The sequence below is a fragment of the Paenibacillus sp. CFBP 13594 genome (assembly GCF_014842675.1).
GTDB classification, from domain to species: domain Bacteria; phylum Bacillota; class Bacilli; order Paenibacillales; family Paenibacillaceae; genus Paenibacillus; species Paenibacillus amylolyticus_B.
In genome coordinates this window covers 522176-540985 of record NZ_JACYVQ010000003.1, presented here as the reverse complement: position 1 = coordinate 540985, position 18810 = coordinate 522176, and the positions used below count along the sequence as shown (strand labels likewise).

The following is an 18810-nucleotide window of genomic DNA, read 5'->3' as shown; positions in this document are numbered from 1 at the left end:
ACTACAATGTTTCCGAAGGAAACATACTTCGTAAGCCTCCCCCTTATTTCGGCTGAATTCCATCTTCGATGCTGATGATGCCGCTAGGCATCATTCGTAATCAAAAGCGGGCTTTTTGAACAACCTCTATAAGGACTGAACGGACCATGCCTCCAGGGAAAGCCCCGGATCTGCCTTCGCATCAAATTCAGCAATTTCTCCCCGCTGCCATTTCAGATATGCAGCCGCTCCGATCATAGCCGCGTTATCCGTACAATATTCCATTGGCGGAATTAACAGTTCAAGCCCTTCCTTCGTGCATCGCTCCTGTAATGCCGAGCGTAACCCCCGGTTAGCTGCAACACCACCGCATAATAACAGTTGTCGTGAACCATATTCACGAACTGCTCTAACGGCTTTTTCCACCAACACTTCAACAACAGCTTCCTGGAAACCACGTGCAACCGCAGACGGCTCCAAGGTTTCTCCTCGCATTTTGGCCTGATTGAGCACATTCAGTACAGCAGACTTCAGACCACTGAGACTGAAATCGTACGAACCCGCTTCCAGCCATACCCGTGGTAATGGCACTACATCCTCCGCTTCAGACGCCATCCGGTCCACATGCGGGCCACCCGGATAAGGACAACCCAATGCACGTGCTACTTTGTCATACGCTTCGCCTACAGCATCATCACGTGTACGACCAATCAGTTTGAACTTGCCCTCGGATTCCATATGCACGAGTTCTGTATGTCCACCGGATACGACCAGTGCCATCGCTGGATATTGCAGTTCATGAGTAAGTCGGTTGGCATAGATATGCCCCGCAATATGATGTGTGCCAATGAGTGGTTTGCCCAGTGCCATCGCCATCGTTTTGGCCGCAACGATACCCACCAGCAGTGCTCCGACAAGCCCTGGCCCCTGTGTTACGGCGATTGCACTTAGATCACGTGGACGAATGCCGGACTGTTCGATCGCTTGTTCCAGCATCAACGTAATGACTTCAACGTGTTTGCGTGAAGCCACTTCAGGTACCACTCCACCAAATGCCTTATGCGTCTCGATCTGACTTGAGATCAGATTGGACAGCACTTCTCTCCCATCCTTAACAACAGCTACCGATGTTTCATCACAGCTTGTCTCCACCGCCAAAATGTAGGATGGTGCAGAATTTATTTTTTCATTAAGTTCGTTCATGAATCCAGTACGCTTCCTTCCTCTTCGCCGCTCCGGCCTGCAGACGGCAAGTTCGCCCACATAATCATCGCATCTTCCCCATTATCGGAGTAATACCCTTTACGAAGACCCGCCGATTCAAACCCTTTTTTCTGATATAAACGCTGAGCAATGCTGTTCGAGACTCTTACCTCCAGCGTCATTCGTTCCATCCCGAGATAAGCCGCTGTACTCATTAATTCATCCAGTAACTTTTCGCCAAGCTTGCGTCCACGATACGCGCCTCTGACTGCAATATTGGTAATATGGGCTTCATCCATGATGGTCCACATACCTGCATAGCCAATGGCTTTTCCTTCTAATTCCATTACCATATATTTAGCAAAATGATTGTGTGTCAATTCATTTTGAAATGCTTCTTCCGTCCAGGGCAGGGTAAAGGCCTCATGTTCAATCTCCATCACATCGGGAATATCCGCGAGTGTCATGAACCTGAACTGAAGCGTTGCTTCCTGCTTATTATTCGCCACATTGTCCATCTGCTTCCCCTCCCCTTTAGTGCGTGTTCAAAAAGACCGGTTTTCAGTACCGAGAAGATGGGATGAAGCTAGAAATGGAGTAGCGGAGCGTAGGAAAACTACGTGAGCAACTACAATGTTTCCAAAGGAAACATACTTCGTAAGCCCCCCGCTTATTTCGGCTGAATTCCATATTCGATGCTGAGATGCCACCAGGTATCCTTCGTAATCAAAAGCGGACTTTTTTTGAACAACCTCTTTTAGCCTTTGCGCAGCAGATTGGCTTCCGCTTCAGACAACTGGGTGTAGTTCGGCACCAGTGCATGCACGTCATCACGCTGACCTGCAAGCAGCTTGGCGGCGCCAAGGCGCCCAACCCAGCGGCCTTCCAGCTCATAAGGTACGAGCTGGAGTGCCGTTCCTGCGGGGCAGCGAAGCTCCGCGGCTGCCGCAGCATGAGGGCCCGTCTCGCCGACGATCCAGACGGCTGCGGGCCGCTCTTCCGGCGCCGCCTCCGCCATGCGGGCGGCGAGATCTTCCAGCCATCCGTCCATCTTGCGGATGGCATCAGGCGCCAAACGCCGGGGCGCATCGCTCCCGGCGGAGGCAAACAGCGCGGTGCACGCTTGACCGCGCCGTGCATCCACAAGCGGAACGATCCAGTGGACAGGGGCAGCACCTGTGCTGCCCTGGTCCGCGGATGGCGTTCCGCCAGCCCCTGCTGCGGCATCCTCTGTCGCAGCTTCCGCCTTGGCGGCAAGGCCGCTGTGCCAGCCGCCCCAGGCGAGGGCCTGAAGGCTGGACACCCCGGCTACGGGGATGTCCCACGCCCAGGCCAGTGTCTTCGCCGCGGTCACCGCAATGCGGATGCCCGTGTACGAGCCTGGGCCAACGCCAACGGCAATGCCGTCAAGTTGCCCAGGCTGTGTGTTGCTGGCGGCCAGCAGCTGTTCCATCACCGGTACAACGTGTACCGAATGGTTGCGCTCAGCCCGTTCATTGCGCTCTTCCAGAAGCGCATGATCTTCCATCATCGCAGCTGCCATCACTGCGGTGGATGTATCCAACGCCAAAAACCGCTGACGCGGCTCTTTTTGTAAATCTTCCATCATCATTTGACTCCATTCTGTCTGAACTGTCGGCACATGGCTGCATAAGTCTCGCCGTACCCATCCAGTGTAATCGTTCGATCCTCCAGGCCCGTTGTTTCAATCTGCACATGCAAATGCTCTTGCGGCAGCAATTCGGGAATGATACTCGACCACTCCACCAGACTGACTCCGGCTCCATAGAAATATTCATCAAGTCCAAGCTCATCCGCTTCTTCCAGCGATATGCGATATACATCCATGTGATACAAAGGTAGACGCCCTTCGTACTCCTTGATTAGTGTGAATGTAGGACTACTTACCACATCACGTACACCCAAATGCCAGGCAAATTTCTGTGAAAATGCCGTTTTTCCCGCGCCCAAATCACCATCCAAAGCAATCACCATGCCGGCGTTTGCCTGTCTGGCGAGTGCGGAAGCAAGTGCTTCTGTATCTGCAATGCCATGGGATTGATACACCCACTGCTCGTGCGTCTGATTCAATATTCGCCCCACCTTTGGCGGTCCAGCCGCCTGAGTTCACTTTGAACCTTATTATATCGGTCCCTTTCTTCCCCCGCAACATCCAAGGAGGCAAGCGGAAATATAACATGCATGATTAGACATGTCTCAAAACTCGCTTCCTTCGAAGTTTCAGACACCTATTAGTAAAAACCAAAAAAACCGGCACCTCTCGGTACCGGCCGTGATATGCATATATTTCAGCTTTTATTCATTCTCGAATGCTCAATAACTATATGCTACTTGTATCTACTCCTCCAAGCGGTCCACACGAACCGTCTGGGTATTTCCCGGTCTGCTGCCAACCTGAACGGTTGCCATACCATTGGCTTCATCCACATTCTCGATCCAGACTGGATCTCCCTCCAGCGTAACGGCAATGGTATCTTTGGAATCATAGATCGCTTTGGCGCGCTTCGCATCCATCATCTTATTCATACTCCCCTTCCGGATCTTCGTGGTCTTCCCTAATCATGGTGTCTGTTGTGCTATCACCAATATAACCGTTATCTTCCGTAACCTGCCCCCCGCCTAACCCTTCATTCACCATCCGGTCAATGTCGAGCATGAACGACTCCCGATCAAGGGGCAATTCTTCCGAAGTGACCGCTTCCCAGTTTACAGCTGTAGCAGGTGTATAGAATTCTTCAGCACTTTCGGCTTTGGCAAGAGGATACGGAGAAAATGCATGCTTGTGTGCTTCTTCCTCATCACGTCTGTTTTTCAATATTGCACCTCCCGGCATATGTGCTGCGAGAATAACTACCTATCCCATGCTCATCTTCCTGTCGAAATCCAAGCATGTTTCTGTTATCATCCCCGACTCTTGCCGAACCATACGAATTGTTCATCTACAAGACGATTATCCCTTGCGCCAGATGCCCATACTATTGAATATAAATCCGTGTTCAAAAAGTCCGGTTTTAGTACCGAAAAGATGGAATTTTTGAACAACCTTTCGAAAGGAGCCGACCTATGCATACCGTCTGGAAAGGCGCAATCAGTTTTGGCCTTGTGCATGTCCCTGTCAAAATGTTCTCGGCTACCGAAGACAAAGACATCTCGATGCGCTATATCCATAAAGTCTGCGGCAGCCCGCTCGCTTATGTTCGTCAATGTCCATCCTGTGAAGTGGACGTGAAGTGGGAAGAGATTACCAAAGGCTATGAATATGAAAAAGGAAAGTTCGTACTCTTCGAGAAAGATGAATTGGAAGCGTTAAATGATTCCACCAGCAAAACCATTACCATCCTGGATTTTGTCGACTTGACTGAGATTGACCCAATATATTTTCAGAAAACATATTACCTTTCTCCCGATCAGGCTGGTGGAAATGCCTACCAGCTCTTGATGAACGCGATGCGGGATACCGGCAAAATTGGCATCGCCAAAATCTCCATTCGCTCGAAAAGCAGTCTGGCTGCCATACGTGTGCTGGAAGATTGCCTTTCCATGGAGACGATTTTCTATCCGGACGAGATTCGTCCTGTCTCCCAGGTGCCCAACTTGCCGGAAGTGCAGAACGTGAATGAAAAGGAACTCACGATGGCAAAGCTGCTGATTGATCAATTGTCCACACCTTTTGAACCCGGTAAATACACCGATGACTACCGCAGCAAACTGCTGGATCTTATCCAGCACAAAGTGGCAGGCGAAGAAATCAAGATTGCTCCAGCCAAACCTGAAGCCAATGTGATGGATTTGATGGCTGCCTTGCAGGCAAGTATTGAGGCCGTGAAGCCTATTCCGGCTGACCCTGGGACAACAACGGCCAAGCCTAAGAAACGTGCGCCACGAAAAACGCCTGCTCAAGCGGTTGCCGGAGGAGAATCCGATACACCCGCTGCTCCAGCCAAAAGAAAAAAAGCGACACCCAAACCAAAAGTTTGAATGTCGCTAAGGCAAGACCGATTACGTTATATAACTCATGTAATGAGGTTTACTCCGATCCGGCTTCACAGTCGGATTTTTTTGTTTTCAGAACTATTGAAGCAGTTCTTGTCAATAAAACTCCAGCTATAATTGTAAAATGCGATTGACGAAAGCAGATTTATATTTTATATTAACTTATGAAAAGTAACTTATTTATGAATATACAGTCACCCTGCAATTCTTCTTCAACAGCATGTCATTTAATAATCCGTTTTCAACGCATATAAACAATCAAACGAGAACACATATTATCTATGATCAGGAGGAAACAATCATGAATACAACGTATCAAATCCCTGCCACAACCCATCTGGGTGAAGTGAGTCTCCGAATTATGAACCTGGACCGTTCGATTAAATTCTATACCGATGTGGTTGGATTGAAATTGCTGGAGCGGAGTGGCAAAGTGGCTACACTCACAGCCGACGGGAAACAGTCCCTGCTGCGATTGGAAGAACTGACGGATGGAATTACCCTGCCGGAACGCTCACACGCTGGCTTGTACCATTTCGCCATCCTGCTGCCTGACCGTAAGTCCTTGGGTCTTGCTCTTCGTAATCTGGCTGCATCCGGTATCGATATCGGCCAAGGCGATCACTTGGTCAGCGAAGCCTTCTATATCTCCGATCCCGATCAGAACGGGATTGAGATCTATGCTGACCGTGCACGTGATACCTGGAAACGGGATAGCGACAATAACTACGTAATGGCAAGTGATCCTGTTGATGTGGAAAGCCTGTTTGCCATATCGGAGAATGAACCTTGGCAGGGCCTGCCTGCTGGCACCGTTATTGGTCACGTACATTTCCACGTCCGCAGCCTGGAAGAAGCCCGCAACTTCTACACCGGCGTACTCGGTTTCGATATCGTGGGTAACTTCGCCAACATGTCAGCACTATTTGTATCCGCAGGCGGCTATCATCATCATCTGGGATTGAATATCTGGGCAGGAGTGAATGCACCTGTTAATCCAGATAACGCTACAGGAATTGACTACTTCACCATTGTCTACGCCACAAAGGATCACGTGGAACAAGCACTTGAACAATTGCGTCAATCCGGCGCAGTCGTTACACAAGTAGAGGGTACCTGGTTTACGGTAGACCCACAAAATATTCGTATACGTCTGACAACTGCGAACTGATTTTGTTTAGGCGTTACAATATGTTTGCTTAACCTCATTTTATTAAGCCCGGGTAACTGATTTCTCTACATCACAGAGAGATCGGCTGCACGGGCTTTTTGAGTTGGCTTTTATAAAACTGGCACAATTGGTGCATTCTAACCAATACATAGACAAGATATGTTAAGGAGATACCTCATGATCGAAAAGGGACGTTTGACTGTTAGACAGCTCGCTTCACTCATGTTCCTGTGTACAATTGGGGAGCAGATTCTGGTCTTCCCTTCCATGATCACATCCTACGCTCATCAGGATGCCTGGTTATCAGCCTTATTGGGAGTCGCAGGGGGCCTTGGCATACTCTTCATTATGCTTGTTGCCTACAAACTGCATCCCCGGTTAAATCTGATTCAAAATGCCCTTCGAACACTGGGACCCTGGATCGGGACCTTGTTTGGCTCTTTTTATCTCTTTTATTTCCTGATCAGTACCTCAACGTTCATTAGGGAGATTGGCGATTTTATGTCTACCCAGATCTTGCCGGAATCTCCATTACTGATTCTGCATTTGGTTTTTATGTGTGCGCTTGTCTGGGGACTTCTGTCGGGTCTGGAGAGCATTGGTAAAACTGCAGAGGTCTTTCTTCCTCTGATCGTGTTGTTCCTGCTTATTCTGACGGTGTGTCTAATCCCCCATGTACGTTTGGCCAACATCCAACCTGTGCTGGCACAAGGGTTTCTTGATCCATTCAAAGGTTTTGTTGCTGTACTCACATATCCCTACTGTGAACTATGCATCTTCATGATGCTCTTTCCATACACCAAAAATGAGCCCCATCTGGAGAAGGACATCCTGTTAGCAGGGATGATTGGCGGATTGCTACTCACACTGACGCTAAGTATGTGTCTGCTCGTTATGGGACCATGGATGACCCAGCATCACTGGTTCGCTTCATTCAACCTTTCACAGAAGATCAATATCGGAAACTTTGTGCAACGCATCGAAGCCTTCATAGCATCGGTCTGGATTATCGCTGTTTTCTTCAAAGCCACCCTGTTCTTCTACGGTTTTGTCCTGGGCGTCGCTCACCTGTTTCGCTTGTCCAGTCACCGTTCTCTGATCCTGCCGGGTGCCATGCTTATTCTCGCCATGTCTATTCTAATCTCTCCGAACGAGCACTTTTATCTCAAGGTCGTTATTCCCTATTGGATTGATTGGGATCTGACCTGTGGCATAGCACTTCCGTTACTGCTCATTTTGGTGCATCATATGAAATCCCGTTTTCAAAAAATATAACTAAATTCCGAATTAACCTGCGCTAATTGGTTGATACGAGAGAGGAGCTCCCCATGTTCAAACCTTTGATTCCATTCGAGCCTATCTCCAAAGATACTTTGCCCACAGGGCCGCAATGGATTGCCCAGGTCAAGTGGGATGGAGTCCGTATGCTTGCCTATGAGGACGGGCAGGAGCTGCGCCTGGTGAATCGCAGATTACATGATCGAACCGCACAGTATCCCGAGCTGGTAACACCACGCAATCTATGTTCAGGCTCCTCTTATATTTTGGATGGAGAAGTTATTGCGCTGGACCCAGACACCGGAAAACCTTCGTTTTATCACGTTCTTCGACGGGATCGGATGAGCAGACCCGAAGGTATTGCCCAAGCCATACATCAGATTCCGGTCACATATATGGTATTTGATATCCTGTTTTATGAGGGGAAATGGGTAACGGATCAGCCTTTGGCAGATCGACAGCGCCTGTTGCACGAGGTCCTTAACACCGCTCCCCATGTTCAGGAGGTCACCAATACACTTGATGCCGCTTCCCTGCTTACGGTCATGAGGCAACATCAGATGGAAGGCATTGTCTGCAAGGATCTCACCAGCAGTTATGGCATACAGGGCAAGGACCAGCGCTGGCAGAAGGTCAAAATCATGCATGATGTATATGCCATGATCGGGGGAGTCACGTACCGGAGCGGAATTGTGAATGCCGTCGCGGTCGGTGTATATGATGGGCCTGATTTTGTCTATATTGGTCATGTCGGGACTGGCAAGCTGAACTCCAATACGTGGCGCGAACTCACCCATCAAGTCGAGCCTCTGATCAGGCAGGACAGACCGTTCCATAATGTACCCGAGCGCAGTGCAGAGACCACCTGGGTGGAACCACGAATAGGAGTCAAAGTGCAATATATGGAGCTGACTCACCATAACACGCTACGCCATCCCAGTATTCAGACCTTCGCAGAGGTAACCCGTGAGGATTGCCTGGCGAATCAGCTTCTTCAATGAATGAGTTCGTATATAGATTACGTATAGGAGGTGTTCCATATGGCCCCCAAGATCCAGGGAACCATCATAATAGAAGGCACAGAACTGACGGTCACAAACCCGGACAAGCTGTTATGGCCGGATGCGGGTGTTACCAAAGCCATCTATCTGCAAAAGCTGGCCGCTCTGGCTCCTTATCTGCTCACGTATACGAGCAATCGACTTCTCACCACGATAAGGTATCCCCACGGCGCTGGAGGAACATTTTTCTATCAAAAGAATGCCCCTGAGCCTGTACCAGATTATGTGCGCACTGAAGTTCACGACGGCATCCGCTATGTGGTCATGAATGGACTTCCCGAATTGTTATGGCTTGGCAATCTGGCCGCACTTGAATTTCATCCTTCTCTGCATACTGTGGGAAGCCATCTGCCCTGTGAATGGATGATTGATCTGGACCCCTCTCAGGAACATGAACCCCGGATTATGCAAGCTGCACTCATCGTTGGCGAAACCCTGACTTCCCTTGGTCTGAGGTCCATTCCCAAAACTTCGGGCGCAACAGGAGTTCAGATCATCGTTCCCATCGTGCAAGGGGTAACCTTTGATGAATTGAGAGAGGTTGGTTATTTTGTAGGCAAATATGTCGCTCAAAAGCACCCGGATCTGTTCACACTGGAACGACTCAAAAAGGACCGTGGAGACCGCATTTATTTTGACTATCTCCAGCATTATGGAGGCAAGACCCTTGCCGCTCCCTATACACCACGTGCCAAATCTGGCGCCACTGTCTCTACACCCCTTACCTGGGATGAGGTTCGAAGCAACGTCTCCATCCAGGATTATCATCTGATGAACATTATTGAACGCTTGAACCAAACCGGTGATTTAATCGCAGCTGTTGAACCCCAACCCGTTGAACACATTCTCAAACATTTGAAGAAAAAATAGCCGACTCCCTCATCACAAGGGTGTCGGCTATTATCATTCATGTATATATCAATCGCTAATGGATACCTTTTTTCTTGAAACGTCCGCCCTTCACGTCATGAATGTTACCGATCGCCACAAAGGCTTGCGGGTCCCAATCTTCAACGATGGTCTTCAGCTTCGCTTCTTCCAAACGGGTGATCACGACAAAAATGATCTTTTTCTCGTCCCCGCTGAATCCGCCCTCTCCATCCAGGAAAGTTACACCACGACCAAGACGGTCTGTCAGGGCTGAACCAATATCACGATATTTCTCACTAATGATCCATACCGATTTGGACTGGTCAAGTCCTTCATTCACAATATCAATCATCTTCATCGCAATATAATATGCAATCATGGAATACAGGGCATTCGGCCAACCGAATACAAATCCTGCACCTGCGAAAATAAACACGTTAATGAACAATACGATCTGTCCTACAGACAACGGTGACTTCTCACTAAGCAAGATGGCCACAATCTCCGTACCATCCAGTGAACCGCCAGACCGAATGACAAGTCCAACACCCACACCCAGGATCAATCCGCCAAATACAGCTCCGAGCAAAGGCTCCCCTGGTGTTAATGCAGGAACATGGTGCAATAACGAAGTCCCGATGGACATGACCACGATCCCCAGCAGCGTGGATAACGCAAATGTTTTACCAATCTGCTTGTAACCCAGAATCAGGAAAGGCAAGTTGAGCAAGGTCAGGAATACGCCGAGTGGCAGATGTGTAAGTTCTGACACCATAATTGAAATCCCCGTAATCCCACCATCAATAACACCATTCGGTACGAGAAACACTTCAAGCGATACAGCCATTAGTGCAGCACCGATCAGAATCATCACAATACGTTGCAGCAGCTTTAATGTAAACACCGAGCTTTTGACCCCGCGGTCAGCTTGCTTGGCTGTTAGTTCTTTCACCGTTACATTGGACATGGTATCCCCCCCGTTAAATCAGTGTGTGAATCCATTTTATAAATCATTTAAATACTCAGGGTGAATCTACATATGGAGAACAGCAAACTGCGTTCTATATGTACCCTGGCTATACAGCGCAAGCATCTAAAGGCGATATAAAATGGATTCAAAATATTATTCATCCCGGTTTTCACTTTCAAAAGAGAGCAAAAGGGAGCCTGTTTTCCCGCAGACTCCCCTCCTTCGCCAAGACATGATTTATATATCTATTATATCATAAAAGATCAAATTTGCGCAAAATACTCAGCAAAAAGAAGATAAATTCACAAAAAGTGAACTTATCTTCAGAAATCTGCCCTAAATCGGCTAAAGAAGCGGTGAAAGCATCCGAGAAAGCATTTCTGCGCCTTTTTGCCGTCGTGAACGCTTCTGAAATACCTCCCCATCGATCTGACTGCATTCCCCGAGATCACGTTCAAAGTCAGTGATCAAACGCTGAATCGGAGAGGACTCGAACAGGACAGCCGTCAACTCAAAATTGCAAAAAAAACTGCGCATATCCATATTGGCCGTGCCTACCGTTGCAAGCAACTCATCCACAATCATCACTTTGGCATGTACAAAACCTTTGCGATATTGGAAGAACTCAACACCTGCTCGCAGAAGTTCCTCTACATAAGAAAGAGATGCCAAATGAACAAGCTTTGAATCGGATTGATATGGAATGATAATTTTCACATCAACGCCACTGACAGCAGCTGTTTTGAGTGCCTCATAAAGGGCAGGATCAGGAATAAAATAAGGTGTGGTAATGTAAATCCGGTCACAGGCTACCGAAATCGCCCCAAAACACATTTCCTGAATGGCATCCCAGTCCTGATCCGGCCCACTGGCCAGAATCTGAATTCGTTCTTCCCCGCTACAGATATGAGGTGGAAACAATTCCGCAAGCTGGGGTTCGGTAATTCGCTCACCGGAAGCCAATTTCCAGTCGTTCAGGAACGTACTTTGCAGGAAGTACACGGCATCTCCCTCGATCTGCACATGTGTATCCCGCCAGAAACCCACCTCTGGATATTGTCCAAGATAATCATCGCCTACATTAATGCCACCCACGAAACCTACCTGTCCATCCACAACAACAATTTTACGGTGATTCCGGTAGTTTACTCTTCGGTCAATCGTTGCAATCAGTGGCGGTAGAAAATAATGAAACTCCACACCTGCATCCTGCAGTTTGCGGATAAAACTCCAGTTCATCTTGTGACTGCCGAGACCGTCACAAATAAACCGAACCTTCACGCCCTCCTGTGCCTTGCGAATCATGACATCCTGAAACTTCGTACTGATCACATCATCACGGAAAATGTAAAATTCCACATGCAGATGGTGCTTTGCTTTTTCCATTTCCCTCAGCATTGCCGCAAATGCCTCTTCACCATTTGTGAGCACCGTACTGTGGTTACAACCTGTAATCGGGCTCTCCGACAGATGGGATAACAGGTTAAACAATCGATGCTGGTGGCTGAAACGATCGCCAGGCATCTGTTCGACATCTCCAATGATGTGGGCTTGTTCCCAAATCGTTTCCTTCATTTCACGGAAGATCCGCGATCCACCCTTTCTGAGTTTTTTTCGTTTGTTATAATCCTGCGCCACGAAATAGTACACTACAAAACCGATCAAAGGCACGCAGAACAAAATAAACAGCCAAGCCACAGCTTTAGCCGGATTACGAAATTCCAGCAAAAGAATTGTGGCTGCCTGGAAAATAAATACGAGTAATATAATGACCAGCCAGAACATTCGGCTTCCTCCTCAAGTGGCAAGCTTCATGACCTTGCCCTTCTCTCACCTACACAGCTTTGACGATTATGTATACGGCTAATCATAGATACCCAATGTACCCCCTATTCGTAACGTTTGTTTAGATAAAACTTTACATAAGCCGACGGAATACTTGATTCTGGAAATTCAAATTTCTACTTCGTTCATTGTATATTCTGACTGTGTTACCTTCTACATATCAGTTTAATGAATGAGCAGATTCGCATTGTGACGCCAATCTGCTCATTCCACCTTCCAGACTCTTCCTCATTTCTTTGTCTGGAGGTGGTCTTCTTACGTAAAATTAGATATAATAATCGTTAAAAACTTATTACCTAAAGGAGAAGAGCAGTGAATGGAAAGTGAGAGGTATGCGTTAAATTTAGTAATGGTTGCTTTTTTGATAGGACTTTCGGCGTTTTTTGTTGCAGTGGAATTCGCTCTGGTGCGGGTTCGACCGAGCCGGATCGACCAAATGATTGCAGAAGGAAATAAGCGTGCGCTGGCTGTTAAACAAGCCGTTGCCAATCTGGACGGATATTTGTCTGCCTGCCAGCTTGGAATCACGATCACATCTCTGGGACTGGGCTGGCTGGGTGAACCGACGGTAGAGAAGATTCTCCACCCTGTGTTTGAAAGCTTGCAAATTCCTGAGGCGGTTTCTTCATTCTTATCGTTTGTTATCGCGTTTGCTTCCATCACGTATCTGCATGTTGTGGTTGGTGAACTCGCTCCAAAAACGATTGCAATCCGGAAAGCCGAAACTGTTGCACTGCTGACGTCTACACCTATCATCTGGTTTAACCGAATTATGTATCCTTTTATCTGGCTGTTAAACGGCTCAGCGAACCAACTGGTGAAACTGTTCGGAATCAAACCGGCTTCTGAACATGAAGATGCACACTCCGAAGAAGAGTTGCAGATCATCATTAATGAAAGTTTTGAAAGTGGTAAAATCAACCAAGCTGAATTCGGTTATGTAAGCCGGATCTTTGCTTTTGATGAGATGTTAGCCAAAGAAATCATGGTACCCCGGACCGATATGGTCTGCCTTTATGTGAATAGAACAAACGAGGAAAACCTGGAGATCATTCGTGAAGAACAATATACACGTTTTCCAGTAGTGAATGAGAGTAAAGACGATATCATCGGTATCATTAATACGAAACAATTCTTCCTGGAACTTTACGGAAACGATGAACCTGTTGATCTATCCTCCCTGATTCAGCCTGTATCGGCTGTTCACGAAACAACTCCTGTGAAGGACTTGCTCAAGAAAATGCAGAAGGATGGCGTACATATCGCCGTACTTGTCGACGAATATGGAGGAACTTCCGGAATTGTAACCATCGAGGATGTACTTGAGCAGATTGTTGGTGAGATTCGCGACGAGTTCGACGCAGACGAAGTGGAAGATATTCAAGTCATCAATGAGAACTATGTCATTATGGATGGCAAGGTTTCCTTATCGAAGGTGAACGACATGTTTATGTCCAGCCTGGATGCAGATGAGTGGGACACCATTGGTGGATGGCTCTACAGCCACCGTCCCGAGATGAACGAACAGGAAGAATATGAGTTCGAAAATCTAATCTTTGTTTTGCTGGAAAAAGACAAAAATCGGTTCTACAAAGTGGCCGTTGTTCCCAAGGAACCACTGACCATGTCTGATTACACAGATGAAGACGAGAAAGAGTCCAATTGGTCTAAATAAAGCAAATTTATAAATAAGAAGAGGAGCTCTTGCCTATTTGGGTAAGTGCTCCTCTTCTTATTATATCTCGCCCTATCCGTCAATTCTCCAAATTATCATTCAAACCAAGAATGGAACTCCCGTTTTTAGTTTGATTTTAATACCCACTTCGCAATATCATCGATAATGGCTTTGGAGACATTAGATGGCTCAGCGTACTCTTGACCGATTGAAAGTCCATTATAGTTGGATAAAAGATGATTTACCTTTGGATAGCTATTGTACGTTACATTGGAATGACCTTGAAGAGCCGATTTCCAGGTTTGGAAATGATTCATAGACACTTGCACATCGTTTTCGCCTTGTATAACAAGCATAGGTGTATTTTGTGTTTTAGCCAGTTCCGCAGGCACATAATCTCTTTGCTCAAACCACCAATAAGCAGGTTGAAGCGGAAACGTCTCAGGAAGATGATCTACAGAATATTGTGGATCTTTAACCATCGCAGCTACATTTTTATAAAAATCAGCTTGCCCTTGAATGACATCCGTGTCTAAACCAAGCTGCTTCATCCGCTCTACCAATTCGTCCTGCTGCTCGGTAAGCACATCCACAAAGCTACTACTTGGTGCAGCAAGTAGAATACTTCCTGCAATATCATGTTGTTTATCCTCAGCAATGATTAACGGCATTGCAAACCCGCCTTGACTATGTCCAGCTACAAAAATCGCTGTAGAATCAATATGTGCATTCTTTTTAAGCAATTCCACTGCATCGTTTACCTGATCTACGCTCTCTTGTTTTAATGTGAATTTAGGCTGAGAAGCGACCTTATAGGTATGCTCATACGTGACCTTATCGTATCTTAATACAGCAACTCCTTGTGAAGCTAAACCTACCGCAAGATCGCGAAATGGCTTTGCACCACCAATGGCAGCATCTTGATTGCTAGGCCCAGATCCGTGTACCAGAATAACAACTGGGAAAGGTCCCTCTCCCTTTGGCAAAGTTAATGTCCCTGGTAAAGCTAAATCACCCTGACCAACCGTAATCTCTTGTTCTGTATAGGCAGATGGGTCGTCGTAGCTTGGTTTTTGATACACATCTGGAGTAGTGGCGGCAATATGCAAATCATCCACAAGTCCGTTATGATTCATTCTGACCGTAATATTTAAACGAGTCAGCTCTGTTTTGAACGTATAGGTAACATTGCGATGCACTGTATTATCTTCTACATGCTTAGCTATGGCTTCACTTGTAATTTTGCCATTTTGTCCTTCTAAAGCTCCCCACAGCTGACTCAACAACGTGGGTGACAACACTCCACTCACAGAGGTATGAACATACTTGGCAGCCTCCTTGCCATCGCCCTCACTAATAAGGGAAATGAATATATCCTCAGGTGCTGCCTTCAGCGTCTCGGAAAGAAATGCCCCATCCATAAAAGTAACTCCTTTCGTTAACTGAACAGGATTGTTTAAGGATATGGCTTGCCCATTCACCATCGCCTGTTTCTCTCCTACCTTAACTACAATTGTAAGCTCACTTTTTCGTATTGTGATTTCTCCTGTCTTTTGTTGCCAAGATACCTCTGCCCCATTCTGTTCTGCAATCTCACGAATAGGAACAAGATTTTCACTACCAGCGGATTTTTCAGCAGCTTCTGAGATGGATGTCACCGGAAGAATGAGACCTACGAAAGTAAGAGAAAGTAATAGCTTTTTCCAATTGTTCATTGTAATAACTCCTCCTAATAATTAATTTCATCTATTATATGCATAGAATTATGAGCATTTATTGGCTCAGAACTCTGCTTAAAACAACAATAGCAATAATGAATAACACTAGGACCCAAGATAGTGGACGAGCGAAGTTAATCGTCCAACCTATTCCATAACGTTTTTCTACGGTAAAAGAAGGGTCTTTGGGATTGAAGTAAATAAAACCAAGTTTCCAATATTCATCGTCATTCACAGGCTGCTCCTTGGACCGTTCGCGATCTTCCTGGTGGTTCCTAATTTTTCCACCGCCTTGTCTGCCTGTAAGAGACAGCAATATAGCGCCTAATAAGATCGCCACTGAGGTGATCAGACTAATCGCTGTTAACAAGACCTGATTAGGAACGAACATATTTATCTGAATGAAGGCAAATAAGATGGTAAGAAGCAAGCCTGTTATGATCGTAAATAGGGACCACTTACGGCGGAATCGGATATGATCAGCAGCAAATTGGGCAGGATTAGATGGAGTAAGCTGTTGTTTGCTTGTTTTAATACTCCAGTTCACCAACATCATCAGTGCAATGATTCCTAGCTGTACAAGGTTAATAGCCAATACTGAAAGGTAGGTTTTGGGCACACTGGAAGTGACATTGCCCTGAAGATCATATTTCATCGGAATGACGTTAGGTAGTGCGTTATAATTCAAGATTGTAATTATCGCAATGGCTACAATAATAGCTATGTGAACGAGAAACCAATAGTTGGAATAGGTGAGTTTATTTTGGCGGAAGGTGGTATCGATTTTAACCCTTTGAGGTACTTCTACAGTTGTAAGTGTTTCTTTTATCTTTTTCATCTTGAAATGAAATAATATGTGTAGTGCGGCCCAGTACACAATGAATATCATTGTGCAAACACCGGTGATCATTGTGGTAGACTCTTCATTGGCAGATCGGAGTATATACAGACAGGCAAGAATAATCAACCCGTTTCCGATCAGACTTACTGTAGCAAACGTTCTCCGGAGCTTACGTAAGACTGGTGTGTAATAATTATATTGACTTACCGTAACCCCAAAGCTGATTGTTTCCCTTGTCACATAAGGTGCAAAGGATAGCAGTAAGGCTAATGGAGCAAAGATTAAAATGATAGGCAATATACTAAATAGTTGCATACATAACACACTCCCTTGATTCTTTATTCTTTGTTGTGACCCATCTTCACATCATCATACATTTGGTCTAACACTGCAGATAGTTCCTCTTTGGTCATTCCGCGACATATCGCTTCCGCAATAATCGGTCTTAATTCTCTTTGCTGCTTTTTCAAAAAATCATCTGTTAAATCTGGCATTCCATCAGGGTTTACCACAACTCCCTTTTGTCTATGAACCAGAATGTATCCATCTTGCTTGAGTAGTGTGTAAGCCTTGTTGACGGTGTGAAGGTTAACACCGATATCTGCGGCCAAATTCCGAACCGAAGGTAACGCCTCACCTAGCTGTAACTCACCACTAGCAATGCCTTCAATAATTTGATAAACAAGTTGCGAATAGATGGGAAGTTCGGATTGCATATCCAGTTGAATAATCAAGGGTTCACCTTCTTTTTTGTTATCTGTTATATATCAAGTATAACAGATATAACATGAGTGAGCAATATGGATGAAAAAAAGCCGCATACCAATGGCGAGGGTAAACTTACCTGACCCTTCACCATTGATATGCGGCTTATCCTGTTGAGCTTATCGATGTGATTCAATAACAAACATTAGTAGTGGCACATGACAGCGTTGTATTTCAAATTCCATTTAAGTTTCAGTCTTATCTTCGACAATCCGATAATGGATTTTGCGAACTATAATTTTCAGAATCATATATAGGGGAATCACGATGATCATACCCAAGATATTTCCCAGGTCAGCACCCACGAGCAACAGGATAACGGTAGTCAGTGGATGAATATCAAGCTGCTTGCCATAGACATAAGGTGAGATCAGGTTATCCTGAATTTGCTGTGCGATTACAATGATGACCAGGGACCAGATCGCCATCGAAGGTGATTCAATAAACGCAACAATGACAACCGGAATAGCTGCCAGCAAAGCCCCCACATAAGGGATGAAGTTCAGAATGATGGATACAACGGTCAGCAGCAAAGCATAAGGCAAACCTAAGATGAGAAAACCGATGTACATCAGAATCCCCAAGGCCACATTAACAATAACCCGGCCAACAATATAGTTACTTAGTGCTTCATCGATCTCATGGACGGTTTCTTCCCCATCCTTCCGATAATGTCTTGGCAACAATAAGGTTAGATTCGTTCCAAACTTGCTGCCTTCCTTGAGCATGTAATACAACATGATCGGGAACGTTGCCAGAATAATAACCAGATTGGATACCACGGAGAATAACCCGGATACATAATCGGTTACCTGAGTGATCCCTTGACTCAGAACATCGGATAAACGTGAGAATAGATTGGAATCATCAGGCAGGTATCTGGATACAAAATTGCTCTTTTCAATTGCATTCAACTGATCGCTGAGTGAAGTAACCAACGCTGGAGCATTCTCCACGAAATTCATCAATTGTTCACGCAGGGAAGGCCATACAAGCACACTAAAACCTGCAAGTATTAATGCAATTACGACATAAATAATCAGAACTGACAATGCACGTTTAATCTTATGCCTTTCCATATAATCGACGAGCGGGCGCAGCAGATAATAGAAGAAACCAGCAATCAGTAGCGGAATGATGATGATGTGAATCAGTGAGGTCAGGGGACTGAAAATAAAGTTCACTTTTTCCCCCAGATACACGATGAGCAGCAACAGAATTATCGCTGTGCATATGCGGTAGAACTTGTTATTTATCAAGAAACGTGATCCCTCCATGCGCTGCTCTGCCAAAGTGACTGCGGCGTTCATATGTATATCTAGTCATTTACTTATGATACTAAGTACCCTTAAATGACAGTCATGCCACAGGCGATGCTGAATATACACTTTTTTTCTTTCCAAAACAATATTGGACGCAA

At 46.0% G+C, this 18810-nt stretch carries 18 protein-coding genes; 6 read left to right on the top strand and 12 right to left on the bottom strand.

The annotated features are described in order from the left end of the window. Positions 1-126: 126 nt before the first annotated feature. The 6 genes from tsaD to IFU39_RS13195 all read right to left on the bottom strand — a co-directional run bounded on the left by tsaD (position 127) and on the right by IFU39_RS13195 (position 4018). Positions 127-1182, bottom strand: coding sequence for a tRNA (adenosine(37)-N6)-threonylcarbamoyltransferase complex transferase subunit TsaD (tsaD, locus tag IFU39_RS13220; RefSeq protein WP_091015395.1), 1056 nt, complete (start codon positions 1180-1182; stop codon positions 127-129). Then, on the bottom strand, positions 1179-1700 hold the full coding sequence (gene rimI / locus IFU39_RS13215; RefSeq protein ID WP_036668955.1) for a ribosomal protein S18-alanine N-acetyltransferase: 522 nt from the start codon (positions 1698-1700) through the stop codon (positions 1179-1181). Before rimI ends, tsaD begins: the two co-directional genes overlap by 4 nt. A 239-nt stretch (positions 1701-1939) precedes the next feature. After that, positions 1940-2788 carry a tRNA (adenosine(37)-N6)-threonylcarbamoyltransferase complex dimerization subunit type 1 TsaB gene (gene tsaB / locus IFU39_RS13210; protein ID WP_192133230.1) on the bottom strand — a complete coding sequence of 283 codons (849 nt, stop codon included), beginning with the start codon at positions 2786-2788 and terminating at the stop codon, positions 1940-1942. Between the two features lie 2 nt (positions 2789-2790). Continuing rightward, positions 2791-3273: a tRNA (adenosine(37)-N6)-threonylcarbamoyltransferase complex ATPase subunit type 1 TsaE gene (gene tsaE, locus IFU39_RS13205; protein WP_017690089.1), complete on the bottom strand. Its 483-nt coding sequence runs from the start codon at positions 3271-3273 to the stop codon at positions 2791-2793. A 267-nt stretch (positions 3274-3540) separates the two neighbouring features. Further along, positions 3541-3717 (bottom strand): H-type small acid-soluble spore protein, encoded by a 177-nt coding sequence (locus IFU39_RS13200; RefSeq protein ID WP_026081228.1) that lies wholly within the window; start codon positions 3715-3717, stop codon positions 3541-3543. A gap of 4 nt (positions 3718-3721) precedes the next feature. Beyond that, positions 3722-4018: a hypothetical protein gene (locus IFU39_RS13195; protein ID WP_192133236.1), complete on the bottom strand. Its 297-nt coding sequence runs from the start codon at positions 4016-4018 to the stop codon at positions 3722-3724. Positions 4019-4266: 248 nt separating this feature from the next. Here IFU39_RS13195 and ku point away from each other — a divergent pair, with 248 nt between their 5' ends. From ku to ligD, 5 genes are all read left to right on the top strand, one after another. Beyond that, positions 4267-5181: a non-homologous end joining protein Ku gene (gene ku, locus IFU39_RS13190; RefSeq protein WP_017690092.1), complete on the top strand. Its 915-nt coding sequence runs from the start codon at positions 4267-4269 to the stop codon at positions 5179-5181. Between the two features lie 316 nt (positions 5182-5497). Then, on the top strand, positions 5498-6367 hold the full coding sequence (locus IFU39_RS13185; protein ID WP_091015400.1) for a VOC family protein: 870 nt from the start codon (positions 5498-5500) through the stop codon (positions 6365-6367). A 177-nt stretch (positions 6368-6544) separates the two neighbouring features. Beyond that, entirely contained in the window at positions 6545-7642 is a 1098-nt protein-coding gene (locus IFU39_RS13180) for a GerAB/ArcD/ProY family transporter (RefSeq protein ID WP_179198473.1), read from the top strand. A 53-nt stretch (positions 7643-7695) separates the two neighbouring features. Next, complete coding sequence (locus tag IFU39_RS13175) at positions 7696-8646, top strand: ATP-dependent DNA ligase (RefSeq protein WP_192133088.1); 951 nt, start codon at positions 7696-7698, stop codon at positions 8644-8646. Between the two features lie 39 nt (positions 8647-8685). Continuing rightward, positions 8686-9576, top strand: a complete 891-nt coding sequence (ligD, locus tag IFU39_RS13170) for a non-homologous end-joining DNA ligase (RefSeq protein WP_192133086.1) — start codon at positions 8686-8688, stop codon at positions 9574-9576. 55 nt (positions 9577-9631) lie between these two features. On the opposite strand, the gene IFU39_RS13165 is transcribed toward ligD, so the two are convergent. Both IFU39_RS13165 and cls read right to left on the bottom strand, forming a co-directional pair. Further along, the gene (locus tag IFU39_RS13165) at positions 9632-10543 is read right to left on the bottom strand and encodes a YitT family protein (protein ID WP_036668942.1); all 912 of its coding nucleotides are present in this window, start codon (positions 10541-10543) and stop codon (positions 9632-9634) included. A 348-nt stretch (positions 10544-10891) separates the two neighbouring features. Beyond that, on the bottom strand, positions 10892-12331 hold the full coding sequence (gene cls, locus IFU39_RS13160) for a cardiolipin synthase (protein ID WP_192133084.1): 1440 nt from the start codon (positions 12329-12331) through the stop codon (positions 10892-10894). Positions 12332-12707: 376 nt separating this feature from the next. On the opposite strand from cls, the gene IFU39_RS13155 reads away from it, so the two are divergent. After that, entirely contained in the window at positions 12708-14066 is a 1359-nt protein-coding gene (locus IFU39_RS13155; protein WP_076209623.1) for a hemolysin family protein, read from the top strand. Positions 14067-14191: 125 nt separating this feature from the next. On the opposite strand, the gene IFU39_RS13150 is transcribed toward IFU39_RS13155, so the two are convergent. The 4 genes from IFU39_RS13150 to IFU39_RS13135 all read right to left on the bottom strand — a co-directional run bounded on the left by IFU39_RS13150 (position 14192) and on the right by IFU39_RS13135 (position 18649). Beyond that, positions 14192-15781: an alpha/beta hydrolase family protein gene (locus IFU39_RS13150; RefSeq protein WP_192133082.1), complete on the bottom strand. Its 1590-nt coding sequence runs from the start codon at positions 15779-15781 to the stop codon at positions 14192-14194. 58 nt (positions 15782-15839) lie between these two features. Further along, positions 15840-16940 (bottom strand): DUF1648 domain-containing protein, encoded by a 1101-nt coding sequence (locus tag IFU39_RS13145; RefSeq protein WP_206759558.1) that lies wholly within the window; start codon positions 16938-16940, stop codon positions 15840-15842. Between the two features lie 23 nt (positions 16941-16963). Continuing rightward, a complete protein-coding gene (locus IFU39_RS13140) occupies positions 16964-17359 on the bottom strand; it encodes a GntR family transcriptional regulator (RefSeq protein WP_076291512.1) in 396 nt (131 codons plus the stop codon). Between the two features lie 216 nt (positions 17360-17575). Then, complete coding sequence (locus IFU39_RS13135; protein ID WP_244660966.1) at positions 17576-18649, bottom strand: AI-2E family transporter; 1074 nt, start codon at positions 18647-18649, stop codon at positions 17576-17578. Between the last annotated feature and the right edge of the window lie 161 nt (positions 18650-18810).

What these genes read in the sequence shown, in the direction of transcription:
- tsaD (WP_091015395.1), bottom strand. Translation starts at nt 1,182, where the DNA reads ATGAACGAACTTAATGAAAAAATAAATTCTGCACCATCCTACATTTTG.
- rimI (WP_036668955.1), bottom strand. Translation starts at nt 1,700, where the DNA reads ATGGACAATGTGGCGAATAATAAGCAGGAAGCAACGCTTCAGTTCAGG.
- tsaB (WP_192133230.1), bottom strand. Translation starts at nt 2,788, where the DNA reads ATGGAAGATTTACAAAAAGAGCCGCGTCAGCGGTTTTTGGCGTTGGAT.
- IFU39_RS13200 (WP_026081228.1), bottom strand. Translation starts at nt 3,717, where the DNA reads ATGGATGCGAAGCGCGCCAAAGCGATCTATGATTCCAAAGATACCATT.
- ku (WP_017690092.1), top strand. Translation starts at nt 4,267, where the DNA reads ATGCATACCGTCTGGAAAGGCGCAATCAGTTTTGGCCTTGTGCATGTC.
- IFU39_RS13185 (WP_091015400.1), top strand. Translation starts at nt 5,498, where the DNA reads ATGAATACAACGTATCAAATCCCTGCCACAACCCATCTGGGTGAAGTG.
- IFU39_RS13180 (WP_179198473.1), top strand. Translation starts at nt 6,545, where the DNA reads ATGATCGAAAAGGGACGTTTGACTGTTAGACAGCTCGCTTCACTCATG.
- IFU39_RS13175 (WP_192133088.1), top strand. Translation starts at nt 7,696, where the DNA reads ATGTTCAAACCTTTGATTCCATTCGAGCCTATCTCCAAAGATACTTTG.
- ligD (WP_192133086.1), top strand. Translation starts at nt 8,686, where the DNA reads ATGGCCCCCAAGATCCAGGGAACCATCATAATAGAAGGCACAGAACTG.
- IFU39_RS13165 (WP_036668942.1), bottom strand. Translation starts at nt 10,543, where the DNA reads ATGTCCAATGTAACGGTGAAAGAACTAACAGCCAAGCAAGCTGACCGC.
- cls (WP_192133084.1), bottom strand. Translation starts at nt 12,331, where the DNA reads ATGTTCTGGCTGGTCATTATATTACTCGTATTTATTTTCCAGGCAGCC.
- IFU39_RS13155 (WP_076209623.1), top strand. Translation starts at nt 12,708, where the DNA reads ATGGAAAGTGAGAGGTATGCGTTAAATTTAGTAATGGTTGCTTTTTTG.
- IFU39_RS13150 (WP_192133082.1), bottom strand. Translation starts at nt 15,781, where the DNA reads ATGAACAATTGGAAAAAGCTATTACTTTCTCTTACTTTCGTAGGTCTC.
- IFU39_RS13145 (WP_206759558.1), bottom strand. Translation starts at nt 16,940, where the DNA reads ATGCAACTATTTAGTATATTGCCTATCATTTTAATCTTTGCTCCATTA.